At 67.2% G+C, this 15,511-nt stretch carries 17 protein-coding genes (1 of these 17 running past the window's edge); 12 read left to right on the top strand and 5 right to left on the bottom strand.

Features of this window, described 5'->3' with window-relative positions; genetic code table 11:
• Positions 1 to 3 precede the first annotated feature (3 nt).
• The 4 genes from EOJ32_RS14850 to EOJ32_RS14835 all read right to left on the bottom strand — a co-directional run bounded on the left by EOJ32_RS14850 (position 4) and on the right by EOJ32_RS14835 (position 2,237).
• A complete protein-coding gene (locus EOJ32_RS14850; RefSeq protein WP_045982879.1) occupies positions 4 to 297 on the bottom strand; it encodes a septum formation initiator family protein in 294 nt (97 codons plus the stop codon).
• A 61-nt stretch (positions 298 to 358) separates the two neighbouring features.
• Entirely contained in the window at positions 359 to 1,138 is a 780-nt protein-coding gene (gene rlmJ / locus EOJ32_RS14845; RefSeq protein WP_127899079.1) for a 23S rRNA (adenine(2030)-N(6))-methyltransferase RlmJ, read from the bottom strand.
• A 39-nt stretch (positions 1,139 to 1,177) separates the two neighbouring features.
• On the bottom strand, positions 1,178 to 1,393 hold the full coding sequence (locus EOJ32_RS14840; protein WP_127899078.1) for a DUF2945 domain-containing protein: 216 nt from the start codon (positions 1,391 to 1,393) through the stop codon (positions 1,178 to 1,180).
• Between the two features lie 616 nt (positions 1,394 to 2,009).
• Complete coding sequence (locus EOJ32_RS14835; protein WP_045982882.1) at positions 2,010 to 2,237, bottom strand: DUF1127 domain-containing protein; 228 nt, start codon at positions 2,235 to 2,237, stop codon at positions 2,010 to 2,012.
• 338 nt (positions 2,238 to 2,575) lie between these two features.
• Here EOJ32_RS14835 and EOJ32_RS14830 point away from each other — a divergent pair, with 338 nt between their 5' ends.
• The 9 genes from EOJ32_RS14830 to murD all read left to right on the top strand — a co-directional run bounded on the left by EOJ32_RS14830 (position 2,576) and on the right by murD (position 13,348).
• Positions 2,576 to 3,667, top strand: a complete 1,092-nt coding sequence (locus tag EOJ32_RS14830) for an Mrp/NBP35 family ATP-binding protein (protein ID WP_127899077.1) — start codon at positions 2,576 to 2,578, stop codon at positions 3,665 to 3,667.
• A gap of 630 nt (positions 3,668 to 4,297) precedes the next feature.
• Positions 4,298 to 4,810 (top strand): division/cell wall cluster transcriptional repressor MraZ, encoded by a 513-nt coding sequence (locus tag EOJ32_RS14825; protein WP_045982884.1) that lies wholly within the window; start codon positions 4,298 to 4,300, stop codon positions 4,808 to 4,810.
• Between the two features lie 3 nt (positions 4,811 to 4,813).
• Positions 4,814 to 5,776, top strand: coding sequence for a 16S rRNA (cytosine(1402)-N(4))-methyltransferase RsmH (rsmH, locus tag EOJ32_RS14820; protein WP_127899076.1), 963 nt, complete (start codon positions 4,814 to 4,816; stop codon positions 5,774 to 5,776).
• Entirely contained in the window at positions 5,776 to 6,135 is a 360-nt protein-coding gene (locus EOJ32_RS14815) for a cell division protein FtsL (protein ID WP_045982886.1), read from the top strand. The genes rsmH and EOJ32_RS14815 overlap by 1 nt, the downstream gene beginning before the upstream one ends.
• The gene (locus EOJ32_RS14810) at positions 6,132 to 7,961 is read left to right on the top strand and encodes a penicillin-binding protein 2 (RefSeq protein ID WP_045982887.1); all 1,830 of its coding nucleotides are present in this window, start codon (positions 6,132 to 6,134) and stop codon (positions 7,959 to 7,961) included. Before EOJ32_RS14815 ends, EOJ32_RS14810 begins: the two co-directional genes overlap by 4 nt.
• On the top strand, positions 7,958 to 9,457 hold the full coding sequence (locus EOJ32_RS14805; RefSeq protein ID WP_205963156.1) for a UDP-N-acetylmuramoyl-L-alanyl-D-glutamate--2,6-diaminopimelate ligase: 1,500 nt from the start codon (positions 7,958 to 7,960) through the stop codon (positions 9,455 to 9,457). The genes EOJ32_RS14810 and EOJ32_RS14805 overlap by 4 nt, the downstream gene beginning before the upstream one ends.
• Complete coding sequence (gene murF, locus EOJ32_RS14800; protein ID WP_127899075.1) at positions 9,454 to 10,824, top strand: UDP-N-acetylmuramoyl-tripeptide--D-alanyl-D-alanine ligase; 1,371 nt, start codon at positions 9,454 to 9,456, stop codon at positions 10,822 to 10,824. The genes EOJ32_RS14805 and murF overlap by 4 nt, the downstream gene beginning before the upstream one ends.
• Positions 10,825 to 10,828: 4 nt before the next feature.
• A complete protein-coding gene (gene mraY / locus EOJ32_RS14795) occupies positions 10,829 to 11,911 on the top strand; it encodes a phospho-N-acetylmuramoyl-pentapeptide-transferase (RefSeq protein WP_046001410.1) in 1,083 nt (360 codons plus the stop codon).
• A 30-nt stretch (positions 11,912 to 11,941) separates the two neighbouring features.
• Positions 11,942 to 13,348: a UDP-N-acetylmuramoyl-L-alanine--D-glutamate ligase gene (murD, locus tag EOJ32_RS14790; RefSeq protein WP_127899074.1), complete on the top strand. Its 1,407-nt coding sequence runs from the start codon at positions 11,942 to 11,944 to the stop codon at positions 13,346 to 13,348.
• Between the two features lie 3 nt (positions 13,349 to 13,351).
• Here murD and EOJ32_RS14785 read toward each other — a convergent pair whose 3' ends face one another.
• The gene (locus EOJ32_RS14785) at positions 13,352 to 14,113 is read right to left on the bottom strand and encodes an enoyl-CoA hydratase (RefSeq protein ID WP_127899073.1); all 762 of its coding nucleotides are present in this window, start codon (positions 14,111 to 14,113) and stop codon (positions 13,352 to 13,354) included.
• 56 nt (positions 14,114 to 14,169) lie between these two features.
• Between EOJ32_RS14785 and EOJ32_RS14780 the strand changes: the two genes are divergently transcribed.
• From EOJ32_RS14780 to rpsI, 3 genes are all read left to right on the top strand, one after another.
• Positions 14,170 to 14,610: a PaaI family thioesterase gene (locus tag EOJ32_RS14780; RefSeq protein WP_045982892.1), complete on the top strand. Its 441-nt coding sequence runs from the start codon at positions 14,170 to 14,172 to the stop codon at positions 14,608 to 14,610.
• Between the two features lie 133 nt (positions 14,611 to 14,743).
• Positions 14,744 to 15,208 (top strand): 50S ribosomal protein L13, encoded by a 465-nt coding sequence (gene rplM / locus EOJ32_RS14775; RefSeq protein ID WP_042248180.1) that lies wholly within the window; start codon positions 14,744 to 14,746, stop codon positions 15,206 to 15,208.
• Between the two features lie 2 nt (positions 15,209 to 15,210).
• Positions 15,211 to 15,511: the 5' portion of a 30S ribosomal protein S9 gene (gene rpsI / locus EOJ32_RS14770; RefSeq protein ID WP_045982905.1), read on the top strand. The gene runs 191 nt beyond the window's last position; 301 of the gene's 492 nt are visible here — the first part of the coding sequence; it begins with the start codon at positions 15,211 to 15,213; its stop codon lies off the right edge, out of view.

The raw sequence follows: 15,511 nt of genomic DNA, 5'->3' as shown, positions 1-15,511 counted from the left end.
GCCCTAGCGCAGCAGGATCTCGTCCGCGCGCAGCAGGCCCAGCACCTCGCGGGCGCGTTCGTCCAAGAGGTCCAGGTCCAGATAATCGTCCGACAGGCGGCGGGTCAGGTTCTGCATGCGGGTCACGTCGGCCTGCAGCAGGTCGCGGGCCTCGCGCAGATCCTCGGTCTCGGCCTGGATCTGGATTCGGCGCAGGATGCCCGACGGGCCCTGCACCGCAGCATAGGCGAAATACAGGCCGACCAGGACGGTCAGGACCAGGAACACGGTGGCGCCGATGGACAGACGTTGAGGCATGGCAGGGAATCCTTGTGGCCGGGCCGATCATGGCACAGCGCAATCGGCGGGGGAATCCCCGTCAGGCGCGCTCGCGGAACATCGCCTCGATCTGGCGGGCGTGCTCGGCCAGGCCCCAGGGGGCGTTGAGCACGAACATGCCCGATCCGATCATCGAATGGCCTGGACGGGCAGGGGGAAACGACACCTCGGACAGCAGGGCATCGGGGAAATCGCTGACCAGCTGCGCGGTCATGCCCATGTGGCGGTGATCGGTCAGGATCGGATACCACAGCGCGATGACGCCCGCGTTCCACTTGCGCGCGATCAGGCCGATCTGGCGGGGGATCGCGGCATAGTCTGCCTTGACCTCATAGCTGGGGTCGATCAGCAGCAGGCCGCGGCGCGGATCGGGCGGACAGACCGCCTGTGCCATCGCGAAGCCGTCCTGCTGGTGCAGGGTGGCAAAGCCCGCCACACGGCGCAGGGCCTGAAATTCGGCGGGGTGCAGTTCGGCCAGATGGGCCTTGTCCTCGTGGCGCAGGAAATGCCCCGCGATCAGCGGTGAACCGGGATAGGCCTGCGCGCCCCGCAGGTCGCGCACGGCCCGCAGCGCCTGCATCAGCGGGTGATCCTGCGGCAGCCAGTGTTCGACCGTGGCACGGGCGATGCCCTGCGCGGCCTCCTGCGTCTTCTGCGCCTCGGCGCCGGTCAGGTCATAAAGGCCACGACCCGCATGGGTTTCCAGATAGGAAAGCGGCTTGTCCTTGCGGGTCAGGTAGTCCAGCGCGACCGCCAGCAACGCGTGCTTGTGCAGGTCGGCCAGGTTCCCGGCATGATAGGCATGTTGATAGCTGAGCATCCGCCAGCCTTAGCGTGGGTGCACGGCGGGGAAAAGACGTCAATCGGCGCGGCGCAGTTCTGACCGGCCCTTCAGCACCTGGTCACCGTCTTCCTGTTCGATCAGGTAGGCGGGATCGTCCTTAGATGCCTTTCGGCTGATCTTGCTGCCCTTGATCGTCCGTTCGACGTCATCGGTGAAGATGTCGGTGATCTTTCCGGTCGCCTTGTGGCCCGACCAGTCCCATTCCACCTTGGTGCCCTTGCGCAGAATCATGCGGCCTCCGACTGCGTGTCGGGGGCAATGCGTCATGGGGGCGCTGGGTTCCGGAGGAAGGGCGCGGCGACCTCTAGGGAGGAGGAGGGAGGTCGCCGCTGAACGCTGGCCCAGGGAGGAGGAGGGGCCGCGTATGGGTCGCGGTTCCGGCCAGGGAGGAGGAGAGGCCATCACCGCTTACGACCGGGCAGGGAGGAGGAGAGCCCGTCGTATCCGTGTGCCGCAATCAGGGCGGCTATGAAGGCGCGGCGACCTCCAGGGAGGAGGAGGGAGGTCGCCGCTGAACGCTGGCCCAGGGAGGAGGAAGGGCCGCGTATGGGGTGCGGTAGGGCCAGGGAGGAGGAGAGGCCGTACCGCGAACGCCGGGTCCGGGAGGGAGGAGGAGAGGACCGGGCGTATCAGCGTGCCGCGAATGGGGCGGCTATGAAACTTTTTGCGGCGACCCCTGGGAGGGAGGAGTGGGGCCGCCGCCTGGCACGTGAACCCGGGGAGGAGGATCGGGTTCCAGTGCGTCTTTTGGGCGGCACCCTCCAGGGAGGAGGAGAGGAGGATGCCGCCGGTCCCGGACCCAGGGAGGAGGAGAGGGCCGGGAATGCGAATTCTTGGTGTCCCAGGATTACTGGGCCGAACCCCATGCCGCTTCGTGCGCCAGGCGGGTGATCATCGAGCGGCTGATGCCCAGATCGTCCAGATCGCGGGTGGTCAGGGCATTCAGTTCGCGCACGGTCTGGCGGTAAACGGCGCGGCGGGCTCGGTTTTCCTGCATCCGCTGGATCGCGCTCAGCAGGCGGCCACGCAGGCCGGCGTCGGCGGTGGCGTTGTGTGCTTGGGCGATAACAGCCATGGTCGTATCCTTTCGGTTCATCTCGTCTGCGCCGTTCCCGGATTGGCCCGGCGTTTCGTTGAGTTGAAGATGGCCCCATCGACGGCGTTTCACAACGGATGGTTTCGTAATGCTGCCATGCAGCAATTGCATAGCCAACGCTGACCTATTGCCTTCTTTAACGATGAATTAACGACATAAAATTGACACGATACATCTGTTAGCGATCACGCCGCGGACGCAAAAATCACCTGTTTGAAAGCGGTTAGCGCCGTGCGGTACGGACTGTCGCAGGGGGTGTTGAGGGTCCCGTCTCAATGCTTCATGCTGCCGGGCGAACAAAGACACAGGTCCCTCACATGCCCGTCACACGCGAAACGATCCTTACGGCAATCTCGGATATTGCCCTTCCGCAGGGAGGGACGCTGGGTCAGGCCGACCTGATCCGCGCGCTGACCATCGACCAAGAGACGGTGCGATTCGTGCTGGAGGTCGAGAATGCGGCCACCGCGCAGGCCATGGCCCCGGTCGAGGCCGAGGCCCGTGCCCGGCTGGAACGTATCCCCGGTGTGGCCAAGGTCCAGATCGTCATGACCGCCCCCGCCAAGCCCGCGCCGCCCAAGGCCGTATCCGGGCAGGGCGCCGCCCCGTCCCTGAAGATCGGCGGGCATCCCACGCCCCAGGCCGGTCCGCAGGCGATTCCCGGCGTGCGCCACATCATCGCCGTCGGATCCGGCAAGGGCGGTGTCGGGAAATCCACCGTCACCTCGAACCTTGCCGTCGCCTTGGCGCGCGCGGGGCGCAAGGTCGGCCTGCTGGATGCCGACATCTATGGCCCCTCGCAGCCGCGGATGATGGGCGTCTCGGGCCGGCCTGCCAGCCCGGATGGACAGCGGATCGATCCGATGCATGCGCATGGCGTCACCGTCATGTCGATCGGCCTGATGCTGAAGGAGGGCGAGGCACTGGTCTGGCGCGGCCCGATGCTGATGGGCGCGCTGCAGCAGCTGCTGCAGCAGGTGAACTGGGGCGAACTGGACGTCCTGCTGATCGACCTGCCGCCCGGCACCGGCGACGTGCAGCTGTCGCTGTGCCAGAAGGCCCCCGTCACGGGTGCGATCATCGTGTCCACGCCGCAGGACGTGGCGCTGCTGGACGCGCGCCGTGCGATCGACATGTTCGGCAAGCTGAAGACACCGGTCCTGGGCCTGGTCGAGAACATGTCGACCTATATCTGTCCCAAATGCGGGCATGAGGCGCATCTGTTCGGCCATGGTGGCGTCGCGGCCGAGGCCGAGGCGCTGAACCTGCCGTTCCTGGGCGCCCTGCCGCTGGAGCTGGAGGTCCGGCTGGCCGGCGATTCGGGACGACCGGTGGCCTTGGGCGATGGTGCCGTGTCCGAGGCCTATGCCCGCCTGGCCGACCGTCTGGTGCAGGGCGGCATCGCCTGATCTGCGCGAAATCCGGGCTTGCTTTGGGAATGCACGGGACGGTCGGGAAATTGCGGGAAGTGAGGCTCGAATGACCTCTCGATTTCGTGATCGTCCGTGATCTGTTCCAAAAGTTTTGCAACGCTGCCCGGATTTTCGACTTGCAGGGCTTTGAACTGTGGTGAAATGGACCCAGTGACCGGCAAAATGCGTTTGTTACTCGCCTTCTAGATGTAGTGTGGCTTTCGCGTCACGCCACCAAACTTTGCCACATCACTGCCGCTTCTGCGGCATTTTTTGATTCGGGCTTAGGCAAAAGCTGCGGCGGAATGCGGCTGGTGGCCCAAGAATACCGTTGCTTCCCATGAAATCCCATGTCACAACCGGATCACGAAAACGGGCAGTTCAAGGGGCGCCAAGACCCCGGACAGGCGAAGCAGACTTCATACAGGCAACCGTTTTCCAACATAGCCGGCCCGCGTCCGCGAGCAGCACCTCCCCCAGGTGGCGTGCGACGGGTCGGCAACCAACCCCGCAAAGGGGCCCGGGTAAATCGGGAACGAGGGCGGCGGATCGGGCAGTGGCAGCGGCCCGATCCGCCCTTTCTCTTTCGGACGTCCCGAAAGAGCAGGACAGTGAGGGCGGGCCCAGGTGGCGCGGAAGTTCAGAGGCACCGAAACCGTCAAGGTCGATGGCAAGGGTCGGATGTCGATCCCGGCCCGGCTGCGCCGCGTGTTCGATGCCGGCGACCCGTCATTCTCGGGGACGAACACCGGGCGCACGCAGCTGGTGGCGGTCTATGGCCCCGACTGGTGGAACTGGCTGGAGCTGTACACCATCGAGGCCATCGAGCAGATCGACGAGCAGATCGACCGCCTGACCCGCGGCAGCCAGGAGCGCCGCTGGCTGGAGCTGCTGATGAACGGACAGTCCACCGACCTTGAGATCGACCGCGAGGGCCGCCTGGTCCTGCCCGCAAAGCTGCGCGACAGGTTGGGCTTTGCCGACGGGACCGAGACGATCTTTGAATCGCGCGGCGACTACATCCAGGTCTATCACCCCGAATCGCGTCCCAAGGACGTGCAGGCGCTGGAGGACTTCGCGGCCAGCAAGGGCCCCGAATTCGACCCCCGCGCCTTCCTGCAGCAATCCTCCGAGGGCTAGGGCATGGCGTATCCGCATATTCCGGTCCTGCTGGCGCCGCTGCTGCGCGCGACCGCACCCATCGGGGGCGTCTGGCTGGACGGCACGTTCGGCGCGGGCGGCTATGCCCGAGGCCTGCTGGATGCGGGGGCCGACCTGGTCATCGGCGTCGACCGCGACCCGTCGGTGTTTCGCATGGCCGAGGCATGGCGCGGCCAGTACGGCGACCGCCTGCGCCTGGTCGAGGGTACGTTTTCCGACATGGACGTCCTGGCCGGTCAGCCGCTGGACGGGGTGGTGCTGGACCTTGGCGTCAGCTCGATGCAGCTGGACCAGGCGGATCGCGGGTTCTCGTTCATGCGGGACGGGCCGCTGGACATGCGGATGGGCGGCGATGTGTCGTCCGCCGCGGACCTTCTGAACAGCGCCGAGGAATCGGAGATCGCCGACGTGCTGTATCATTACGGAGAGGAGCGCGCCGCGCGCCGCATCGCGCGTGCCATCGTGGCCGCGCGCCCGCTGACCCGGACCACGCAGCTGACCCAGGTGGTCACCGGCTGCCTGCCGCGCGCCAAGCCGGGGCAGAGCCATCCCGCGACGCGCAGCTTTCAGGCGATCCGCATCTGGGTGAACGACGAGTTCGGTCAGCTGGTCGCGGGCCTGTCGGCCGCCGAACGCGCGTTGAAGCCGGGCGGCCAACTGGCCGTCGTCAGCTTTCATTCGCTGGAGGACCGGATCGTCAAGCGCTTCATGCAGGCGCGGTCCGATGCGGGCGGCGGCGGCAACCGGTATGCGCCGGTCACGCAGGTCGTGGAGCCCGCCTTCCGCCTGCCCTTCCGCCGTGCGATCGGTCCCGATCCCGAGGAGCTGGACGTGAACCCGCGTGCGCGTTCAGCCTTGCTGCGCGTGGCCGTGCGGACCGACGCTGCGGCGGGCGCGGTCGATGCCCGGTCGCTGGCCATGCCGCATCTTCCGGGAGCTGCGTGATGCGGTCGTTGACCTGTCTGGCCTGCGTGCTGATGCTGATGGGACTGGCCTTCTGGGCCTATCGCGAGAACTATGCCACCCAGGCCGCCATCGGAGAGATGTCCCAGGTTCAGCGCCAGATCGCGGGCCTGCGCGAGGAGCTGGGCGTGCTGCGTGCCGAATGGGCCTTCCTGAACCGCCCCGACCGCCTGCGCCAGCTGGTCGACCTGAACTTCGACCGGCTGGAACTGGGTCCGGTCGAATCGGGGCAGTTCCTGGACCTGGACCACATCGACTATCCCAAGCCGCCCCCGCCGTCGGCCGACATGGTCACCGACCTTCTGCCCGAAACCGATCCTGCCGAGGAGCCTCAGCCATGATCCGCACCCCCCTGCGCCCCCTGGCCCGCATCCTGAGAGCGCGCGAGCGCGGCGAGAACCCCGACGACATCGAGGCCGAGAACCGCCGCCGCCGTCACGAACAGATCCAGGACCGCGCCCGCAGGCGCGCCGAAGGTCGGCTGATCGTCATGGCGGGCTGTTTTATGCTGGCCTTCGGCACGGTCGCGGTGCGCATGGGAACGCTCGCCTCCAGCGCGGCGGCAGAACCGCGGGCGCAGGTGCTGTCGTCGCAGATCATCTCTCAGCGGGCGGACATCACCGACCGGCGGGGCAGGGTGCTGGCCACGAATCTGCTGACCCATTCGGTCTATGCCCATCCCCACCAGATGGTCGATCCCATCGGTACCGCGCAGGGCCTGGCCGAGATATTCCCCGACCTGGACGTGCAGCGCTTGACCCGCGACTTCACCGGCAACCGCAAGTTCATGTGGATCAAGCGCAAGATCAGCCCCGAGCAGATGCAGGCCGTTCACGACCTGGGCGAGCCCGGCCTGCTGTTCGGCCCGCGAGAGATGCGCATCTATCCCAATGCCGACCTGGCCAGCCACATCCTGGGCGGGTCCGGCTTCGGCAGCGAAGGCGTGAACAGCGCCGAGGTCATCGGCGTCGCAGGCGTCGAGAAGGCGTTCGACGCCTGGCTGCGCGATCCCGGCAACGAGGGGGCGCCGCTGGCCCTGTCCATCGACCTGACGCTGCAGCAGGCGATGGAGGACGTGCTGGCCTCGGGCATGAACGTCATGAACGCCAAGGGCGCGACCGGCATCCTGATGGAGGTCGAGACCGGAGAGATCCTGGCCATGGCCAGCCTGCCCGATTTCGACCCCAATGATCGCCCACGCCCGCTGCTGACCGGAGAGCCGTCGGACAGTCCGCTGTTCAACCGCGCCGTCCAGGGCCAGTACGAGCTGGGTTCGACCTTCAAGATCTTCCCGGTCGCGCAGGCGCTGGACCTGGGGCTGGTCAACCCCGCGTCGGGCATCAATGCTGCAGCACCCATGCGGATCGGTCGGTTCCTGATCAACGATTTCCACAATTACGGCAAGGAACTGAGCGTGACGGACGTCATCGTGAAGTCCTCGAACGTGGGAACGGTGCGCATCGCGCAGCTGATCGGGCCCGAGCGGCAGAAGGATTTCCTGGAAAAGCTTGGCCTGTTCGTGCCGACCTCCATCGAGATGGTCGAAGCCCCCACCGGTCAGCCGCTGGTGCCCACGCGCTGGCCCGCCGTCACCGCGGCCACGGTCAGTTTCGGCCATGGGCTGGCGGCCAGTCCGCTGCACCTGGCGGCCGCCTATGCGACGATCGCGAATGGCGGCAAGCGCGTGACACCTACGCTGGTGCATGGACGACAACGCCCCGAGGGTGAACAGGTGCTGTCGCCCCGTGCCGCCGCGATGGCTGTCGACATGTTGCGCCAGGTCGTCACCCGCGGCACCGCCCGCCAGGCCGAGGTTCCGGGATACGAGGTCGCCGGCAAGACCGGTTCGGCGGACAAGCCCAGGGCCGCAGGCGGGTACTACGAGAACAAGATCATCGCGACCTTTGCGTCGGTCTTTCCGGCCAGCGATCCGAAATACGTCCTCATCACCATGCTGGACGAGCCGTCAACCACCATCAACGGGACTGCGGTGCGTACCGCAGGTCATACCGTCGCGCCCGTCGCCGCGGAAATGGTCCGCCGCATCGGCCCGCTGCTGGGGCTGGAGCCGATCACCGACGAAATCCTGCCGACGATCACCGCGCGCTTCGAACCGCGTGTTGAACCCGACGAGGAGGCTGCGGTAAGGCTCGTCGCAAATCAATGACGGGTGGGACTGTGGACAAGGACGACGTGACGCTGTCGCAGCTGGGGCTGCGCGCCCCCGGTGGGCGTGACCCGCGGATCACGGGGCTGTCCATCGACAGCCGCACGATCAAGCCCGGGCACCTGTTCGCGGCCCTGCCGGGATCGGCCGTCCATGGCGGCGAATTCATCCAGTACGCGCTGCGCATGCAGGCCGCCGCCGTCCTGACCGACCGTCAGGGCGCCGAGATCGCCGCCGACGTCCTGTCGGGCTGGGACGGGGCGCTGATCGTGGCCGAGGATCCGCGCGCAGCCCTGGCCGGCGCCGCGTCGCTGTGGTTCGCCGATCAGCCCGACCATGTCGTGGCCGTTACCGGCACCAGCGGCAAGACCAGCGTGGCCAGCTTCACCCGTCAGATCTGGCAGGCGCTGGGCCACAAGGCGATCAGCCTGGGCACGATGGGGGTCGAGGGCGATCACCAGGCGAAGCTTGCCCATACCACCCCCGATCCGCTGACCCTGCACCGCGTCCTGGCCGAGGCGGTCGCCGCGGGCGTCACCCATGCCGCGATGGAGGCCTCCAGCCACGGATTGGATCAGCGCCGCCTGGACGGGGTGCGGGTCGAGGCCGGGGCCTTCACCAATTTCAGCCAGGATCACCTGGATTACCACGCGGGCTTTGACGAATATTTCGCGGCCAAGGCCCTTTTGTTCAACCGCGTGCTGGAGGACGGAGCCGCTGCCGTCATCAACATCGACAGCCAGCGCGGACGCCAGATGGCCGACATCGCGACCGATCGCGGCCTGGCCCTGACCACCGTCGGCACCGGAGAGGCCGCGATGCTGCGCATCCTGGGCCAGCGCTATGACGCGACGGGGCAGGATCTGCGGTTCTCGGTGATGGGGCGGGCGCATCTGGTGCGGCTGCCGCTGATCGGCGGGTTCCAGGCGGAAAACGTGCTGGCGGCGATGGGCCTGTGCCTGGCCTCGGGCGACAGCGCCGACGACATCCTGCGCGTGCTGCCGCAGCTGACCACCGTGCGGGGCCGAATGCAGCTGGTCGCGCAGCGCGAGAACGGTGCGGCGGTCTTTGTCGATTACGCCCACAAGCCGGGCGCGGTGGTCGCCGCGCTGCAATCGCTGCGCCCGCATGTGATGGGGCGCATCGTCTGCATCATCGGCGCGGGCGGCGACCGCGACCGGGGCAAGCGCCCGCTGATGGGCGAGGCCGCGCGCGATCATGCCGATGTGGTGATCGTCACCGACGACAACCCCCGGACCGAGGACCCGGCCCTGATCCGTGCCGCCGTCATGGCCAGCGCGGGCCCCGACGCGACAGAGATCGCCGACCGGGCCGAGGCGATCCTCCGCGGCGTCGATGCGCTGCAACCGGGCGACGCGCTGCTGATCTGCGGCAAGGGTCATGAGACCGGCCAGATCGTGGGGCAGGACGTCTATCCCTTCGACGATGCCGAACAGGCCTCGGTCGCGGTGGCGGCACTGGACGGGCGGATATGACACTCTGGACATCCGATGACGCCGCAGCCGCCACCGGCGGGCGGGTGACGGCCGCATGGGCCGCTTCGGGCGTGTCCATCGACACGCGCACCATCGCCCCCGGCGATCTGTTCGTCGCGCTGCAGGCCGACCGCGACGGGCATGATTTCGTGGCGCAGGCCCTGGCCAGGGGGGCGGCCGCCGCGCTGGTCAGCCGCATCCCGGACGGCGTGGCGTCTGACGCGCCGCTGCTAGTGGTGCCCGACGTGCTGGTCGCGCTGGAGGATCTGGGCCGGGCGGGCCGCGCCCGCATGACGGGCCGGGTCATCGCCATCACCGGGTCGGTCGGCAAGACCTCGACCAAGGAGATGGCGCGTACCGCGCTGGCGGGGCAGGGCGTGATCCACGCAGCCGAGGCCAGCTACAACAACCATTGGGGCGTGCCGCTGACCCTGGCGCGCATGCCCGCAAACACCGATTTCGCCATCATCGAGATCGGCATGAACCATCCCGGAGAGATCGCGCCCCTGTCGCGCATGGCGCGGCCGCATGTGGCGCTGATCACCACGGTGGCCGCCGCCCATCTGGAGGCCTTTGGCGCGATCGAAGGCATCGCCGGCGAAAAGGGTGCGATCTTCGAGGGGCTGCAACCCGTAGGTCACGCGATCCTGCCCGAGGATCTGCCCGTGACCCAGATCCTGCGCGATTGCGCGGACCGGGCCGGCGCGGTGGTCGTGGGTTTTGGCGAACATGGCGTGGCGCGTCCGCTGCGCATCGTGCCGCAGGACGGGGCGCTGTCCTGCCATGCCCGCATCATGGGCGACACGCTGGCCTTCACCCTGCCCACCACGGGGCGGCATTTCGCGATGAACGCCGTCGGCGTGCTGGCCGCGCTGGCGGCGGCGGGGGCCGACCTTGCGCAGGCGGCGGCACATCTGTCCGACTGGCACCCCCCGCAGGGGCGCGGCGCGGTCGAGACGCTGGGCGGCATCCGCCTGATCGACGACGCCTTCAACGCCAATCCGGCATCGCTGTCCGCGGGGCTTGCCACGCTGGCGGGCCTGCAGGGCGGCCGCCGGGTGGCGATTCTGGGCGACATGCTGGAGCTGGGCACGGAAGAGGTCGCGATGCATCGCGCCGTGGCCGACGATCCCTCCATGGCCGCAATTGACCTGGTCCATTGTGCCGGCCCCCTGATGCGGCACCTGCACGAGGCCCTGCCTGCGGACAAGCGCGGGCAATGGACGCAAACGGCGGCCGAACTGGCCGCCCAACCCGACAAACTGATTTCCGCCGGCGACATCGTGCTGGTGAAAGGCTCGAAATCCTCACGGATCTCGATGGTGGTCCAGGCGCTGCGCGCCGGTGCCGCCCAAGACAAAGGATAATGCCATGCTCTACTGGCTCAGCAACCTGTCCGAGGGCGGGGATTTCTTCAACCTGTTCCGATACATCACCTTCCGGGCGGGGGCCGCGTTCTTCACCGCGCTGTTCTTCGGCTTCATCTTCGGACGGCCGCTGATCAACTATCTGCGCCGCGTCCAGAAGAAGGGCCAGCCGATCCGCGACGACGGCCCGCAGAGCCACCTGGCCAAGGCGGGCACGCCGACGATGGGCGGGTTGCTGATCCTGTCGGCGCTGCTGTTCTCGACCCTTCTGTGGGCGAGGCTGGACAACGGCTATGTCTGGATCGTGCTGCTGGTGACCGCGGGCTTTGCGATGATCGGATTTGCCGACGACTATGCCAAGGTGACCAAGCACAACACCAAGGGCGTCAGTTCGCGCATGCGGATGCTGCTGGGTCTGGGCATCGCGGCCTGCGCCGGGATCGCGGCGTCGCTGCTGCATCCCGCGGGGCTGACCAACCAGCTGGCATTGCCGATCTTCAAGGATGTCCTGGTCAACCTGGGCTGGTTCTTCGTGCCCTTTGCGATGATCGTGATCGTGGGCGCGGCCAATGCGGTCAATCTGACCGACGGTCTGGACGGGCTGGCGATCATGCCCGTGATGATCGCCGCGGGCACCCTGGGCATCATCGCCTATACGGTGGGGCGCGTCGACTTCACCGAATATCTGGGCGTCCACCACGTTCCCGGCAGCGGAGAGATCCTGATCTTTGTCGCCGCCCTGATCGGCGGGGGACTGGGCTTTCTGTGGTACAACGCCCCGCCGGCTGCGGTGTTCATGGGCGATACCGGATCGCTGGCCCTGGGCGGCGCGCTGGGCGCCATCGCCGTCGTCACCAAGCATGAGATCGTGCTGGCCATCGTCGGTGGCCTGTTCGTGGTCGAGGCCCTGTCGGTCATCATCCAGGTGCTGTATTTCAAGCGGACCGGCAAGCGGGTCTTCCTGATGGCCCCCATCCACCACCATTTCGAGAAGAAGGGGTGGGGAGAGGCGCAGATCGTCATCCGCTTCTGGATCATCGCGCTGATTCTGGCGCTGATCGGCTTGGCGACGCTGAAGCTGCGCTGATACCGTCCCGTTTTCGCAAGGAGCCAACCCATGATCCCCGTTCAGGGCGTCGAAGAACTGACCGTCGCGGTGCTGGGGCTTGGCCGGTCCGGCAAGGCGACCGCCGCGGCTTTGGCCGCGGGCGGGGCGCGGGTCGTGGCCTGGGATGACGGCGTCGATACGCGCGACGCGGCCCAGGCCGATGGCCTGAGCATCCTTGACCTGACGCGCGAGGCGAACTGGCAGGGCATCGCGATGCTGATCGTCAGCCCCGGCATCCCGCATCTGTATCCCCGTCCGCACCCGGCCATCGCGATGGCATGGCAGCTTGGCATTCCGGTCGATAACGACATCGGCCTGTTCTTCCGCAGCTATGCGACCCGCGACTGGGACCAGTTCGACCGCGCGCCTCGAGTGATTGCGGTCACCGGGTCGAATGGCAAGTCGACGACCACCGCGCTGATCCATTACGTGCTGGAGGAATGCGGCCGACCCACGCAGATGGGCGGCAATATCGGCACGGGCGTGCTGTCGCTGGAGCCAGCGGTCGAGGCAGAGGTCGTGGTGCTGGAACTGTCCAGCTATCAGACCGAACTGGCGCGGGCGCTGACGCCCGACGTGGCGGTCATGACCAACCTGTCGCCCGACCACCTGGACCGCCATGCTGGCCTGGGCGGCTATTTCGCGGCAAAACGGCGGCTGTTCTCCGAGGGCGGTCCGGATCGGGCCGTCATTGGAATCGACGAACCCGAGGGGTCGTATCTGGCCAACCAGCTGTCGATGGGCCCCACCGACGACAGGGTGATCCGGGTGTCGTCGGGGCAGAAGCTGGACCGGGCGGCGTGGTCGGTCTTTGCGCGCAAGGGTTTCCTGTCCGAATACCGCAAGGGGCGGCAGGCGGCGTCGATCGACCTGCGCGCGATGCAGGGCCTGCCCGGTGCGCACAACCACCAGAACGCCTGCGCGGCCTATGCCGCCTGCCGCGCGGTGGGCCTGGCGCCGCGCGAGATCGAGGCCGCGTTCCACAGCTTTGCGGGCCTGCCGCATCGCAGCCAGACGGTCGCCCAGATCGACGGCGTCCGGTATGTCAATGACAGCAAGGCCACCAACGTCGATGCCGCCGCCAAGGCGCTGCAGGCCTTTCCGCGAATCCGCTGGATCGCCGGAGGCCTGGGCAAGGAGGGCGGCATCGCGGCCCTGCAGCCGCATTTGGGCGCGGTCGCCAAGGCCTATCTGATCGGCCATTCCGCGCGCGACTTTGCGCTGGAGATCGGCCAGACCCCGTACGAGATCGCCGACACGATGGAGCAGGCCGTCGCCCGTGCCGCGGCCGAGGCCGAGCCGGGCGACACCGTCCTGCTTGCTCCCGCCGCCGCCAGCTTTGACCAGTATCCGAACTTCGAAAAGCGCGGAGAGCATTTCGTGGCGCTGGTCCAGGCACTGGCCGCAGGGGCCTGACGGTCAGGCCCAGTTCGGCGGGCGCTTTTCCAGAAAGGCGCCGATCCCCTCGACCGTTTCGGGAAGGGCCATATTCGTGCACATGACCTGCGCCGTGGCCGCATAGGCGGCGGCGGCTCCCTGTCCCAGCTGGTCGTGGAAGGCCCGTTTGCCCATGCGGATCACCTGGGGCGGCTTGGCCGCGATACTGTCGGCCAGTCGCATCGTCTCTGCCTCCAGATCCGCGGCGGGGACGACGCGGTTGACCAGGCCCAGCTCCGCCGCGCGGGGGGCGGTGATGAAGTCGCCGGTGGTCAGCATCTCGAACGCGGCCTTGGGCGGGATGGCGCGGGTCAGGGCCACCATCGGCGTGGCGCAGAACAGACCGATCGAAACCCCGTTGACACCGAAGCGCGCCCCGCCTGCCGCCACCGCCATGTCGCAGGACGCGACCAGCTGGCAACCCGCCGCGGTGGCAACACCCTGAACCTGGGCGATGACCGGCTGGGGCAGGGCGGGGATCATCTGCATCAGTTGCGCGCAGCGGTCGAACAGATGCGCCAGTTGGTCCGAAGCCATCGCCTGCATCTGCCGCAGGTCGTGGCCGGCGCAGAAGGCCTTGCCCTCGGCCGCCAGGATCACGACCCGCGTCTCGTCGTCGATCCGGGCAAGGGCCGCGATCAGCGCCTCGATCATCTCCAGCGACAGGGCGTTGTAGGTCGCGGGCCGCGACAGCGTCAGGCGGGTCACGGGCCCAAGGTCGTGTCGCGTCAGCAGGTCGTCCATCTTGCATCCTCCCAAATTTGGCGAAAGCCTAGGCCGGGACGCATCGGGGGGAAAGCATGACGATCGTGATGGACAAGGATGCGCTGAACGCGTTCCTGGCGCGGGACTTTCCGCAGGTGGCCGGCAGCTATCGGGTGGAGTCGGTGACGGCGACGGGGCTGACCGCGCGCCTGATCACGGGGGACGATCATCTGAGGCCGGGCGGGACGGTCAGCGGTCCGTCGATGTTCGCGCTGGCGGACCTGGCGATCTATTGCGCGATCCTGGCGCGGATCGGCCCGGTCGGGCTGGCCGTCACGACGAACGCGTCGATTGACTTCATGCGCAAGCCCGCGGCAGGGGTCGATCTGCTGGCGGAATGCCGGATGCTGAAGCTGGGCCGCGTGCTGGCGGTGGCCGAGGCACTGATCTTTTCCGAAGGGGTGGCGGATCCGGTCGCACGCTGTTCGATGACCTATTCGATTCCGCCGAAATCCAGCGATTTCCGTGCCGTGTGATGGGGTATTCAGATACCTAAGTTTCAAGCCATTGATTTGGCGTCCTTAATCGGGCTTCGCTGCACTTGACGGATGGCGGGCAATCTTCGATATACCGCCATCTCTTACGATTACGACCCTGAAGGGACGACAGATGAAAACCTATACCGCGAAACCGGCGGAGATCGAGAAGAAGTGGATCCTGATCGACGCCGAGGGCGTCGTTCTGGGCCGCCTCGCCACGATCGTCGCCAGCCGCCTGCGCGGCAAGCACAAGCCCACCTTCACGCCGCACATGGATATGGGCGACAATGTCATCATCATCAACGCCGACAAGGTGCAGATGACCGGCAACAAGCGTGAAGACAAGAAGTACTACTGGCACACCGGCCACCCGGGCGGCATCAAGCACCGCACCGCGCGCCAGATCCTGGAAAGCGCGCACCCCGAGCGCGTGGTCGTCAAGGCCGTCGAGCGCATGATCAGCCGCAACAAGCTGGGCAAGCAGCAGATGACGAACCTGCGCGTCTATGCCAGCGCCGAACACCCGCACGAGGCCCAGCAGCCCGAAGTTCTGGATGTCAAAGTCCTGAACAAGAAAAACACCCGGAGCGCATGATCATGGCCGACGACATCAAAACTCTGGACGACCTGAAGTCCGCCGTGTCGGGCACCCCCGCCGCAGCCGTCGACGCCGCGATCAACCGCGAGCCGCAGATCGACAGCCAAGGCCGCAGCTATGCCACCGGCAAGCGCAAGGACGCCGTCGCACGCGTCTGGGTCAAGCCGGGCTCGGGCAAGGTCCTAGTGAACGGCAAAGAGATCAACGCGTATTTCGCGCGTCCCGTTCTGCAGATGATCCTGAAGCAGCCGTTCGAGGTTGCGGGCGTGGTCGGCCAGTACGACGTGCATGCCACCGTCA

The sequence above is a fragment of the Paracoccus sp. Arc7-R13 genome, assembly GCF_004010775.1.
Lineage (GTDB): Bacteria > Pseudomonadota > Alphaproteobacteria > Rhodobacterales > Rhodobacteraceae > Paracoccus > Paracoccus marcusii.
Note: the sequence above shows the minus strand (reverse complement) of the source record. Positions and strands in the feature narration are given on the sequence as shown.

What these genes read in the sequence shown, in the direction of transcription:
- EOJ32_RS14785 (WP_127899073.1), bottom strand. Translation starts at nt 14,113, where the DNA reads ATGGACGACCTGCTGACGCGACACGACCTTGGGCCCGTGACCCGCCTG.
- EOJ32_RS14835 (WP_045982882.1), bottom strand. Translation starts at nt 2,237, where the DNA reads ATGGCTGTTATCGCCCAAGCACACAACGCCACCGCCGACGCCGGCCTG.
- EOJ32_RS14815 (WP_045982886.1), top strand. Translation starts at nt 5,776, where the DNA reads ATGCGGTCGTTGACCTGTCTGGCCTGCGTGCTGATGCTGATGGGACTG.
- mraY (WP_046001410.1), top strand. Translation starts at nt 10,829, where the DNA reads ATGCTCTACTGGCTCAGCAACCTGTCCGAGGGCGGGGATTTCTTCAAC.
- EOJ32_RS14850 (WP_045982879.1), bottom strand. Translation starts at nt 297, where the DNA reads ATGCCTCAACGTCTGTCCATCGGCGCCACCGTGTTCCTGGTCCTGACC.
- murF (WP_127899075.1), top strand. Translation starts at nt 9,454, where the DNA reads ATGACACTCTGGACATCCGATGACGCCGCAGCCGCCACCGGCGGGCGG.
- rlmJ (WP_127899079.1), bottom strand. Translation starts at nt 1,138, where the DNA reads ATGCTCAGCTATCAACATGCCTATCATGCCGGGAACCTGGCCGACCTG.
- EOJ32_RS14840 (WP_127899078.1), bottom strand. Translation starts at nt 1,393, where the DNA reads ATGATTCTGCGCAAGGGCACCAAGGTGGAATGGGACTGGTCGGGCCAC.
- EOJ32_RS14780 (WP_045982892.1), top strand. Translation starts at nt 14,170, where the DNA reads ATGACGATCGTGATGGACAAGGATGCGCTGAACGCGTTCCTGGCGCGG.
- EOJ32_RS14805 (WP_205963156.1), top strand. Translation starts at nt 7,958, where the DNA reads ATGACGGGTGGGACTGTGGACAAGGACGACGTGACGCTGTCGCAGCTG.
- EOJ32_RS14830 (WP_127899077.1), top strand. Translation starts at nt 2,576, where the DNA reads ATGCCCGTCACACGCGAAACGATCCTTACGGCAATCTCGGATATTGCC.
- murD (WP_127899074.1), top strand. Translation starts at nt 11,942, where the DNA reads ATGATCCCCGTTCAGGGCGTCGAAGAACTGACCGTCGCGGTGCTGGGG.
- rplM (WP_042248180.1), top strand. Translation starts at nt 14,744, where the DNA reads ATGAAAACCTATACCGCGAAACCGGCGGAGATCGAGAAGAAGTGGATC.
- EOJ32_RS14810 (WP_045982887.1), top strand. Translation starts at nt 6,132, where the DNA reads ATGATCCGCACCCCCCTGCGCCCCCTGGCCCGCATCCTGAGAGCGCGC.
- rsmH (WP_127899076.1), top strand. Translation starts at nt 4,814, where the DNA reads ATGGCGTATCCGCATATTCCGGTCCTGCTGGCGCCGCTGCTGCGCGCG.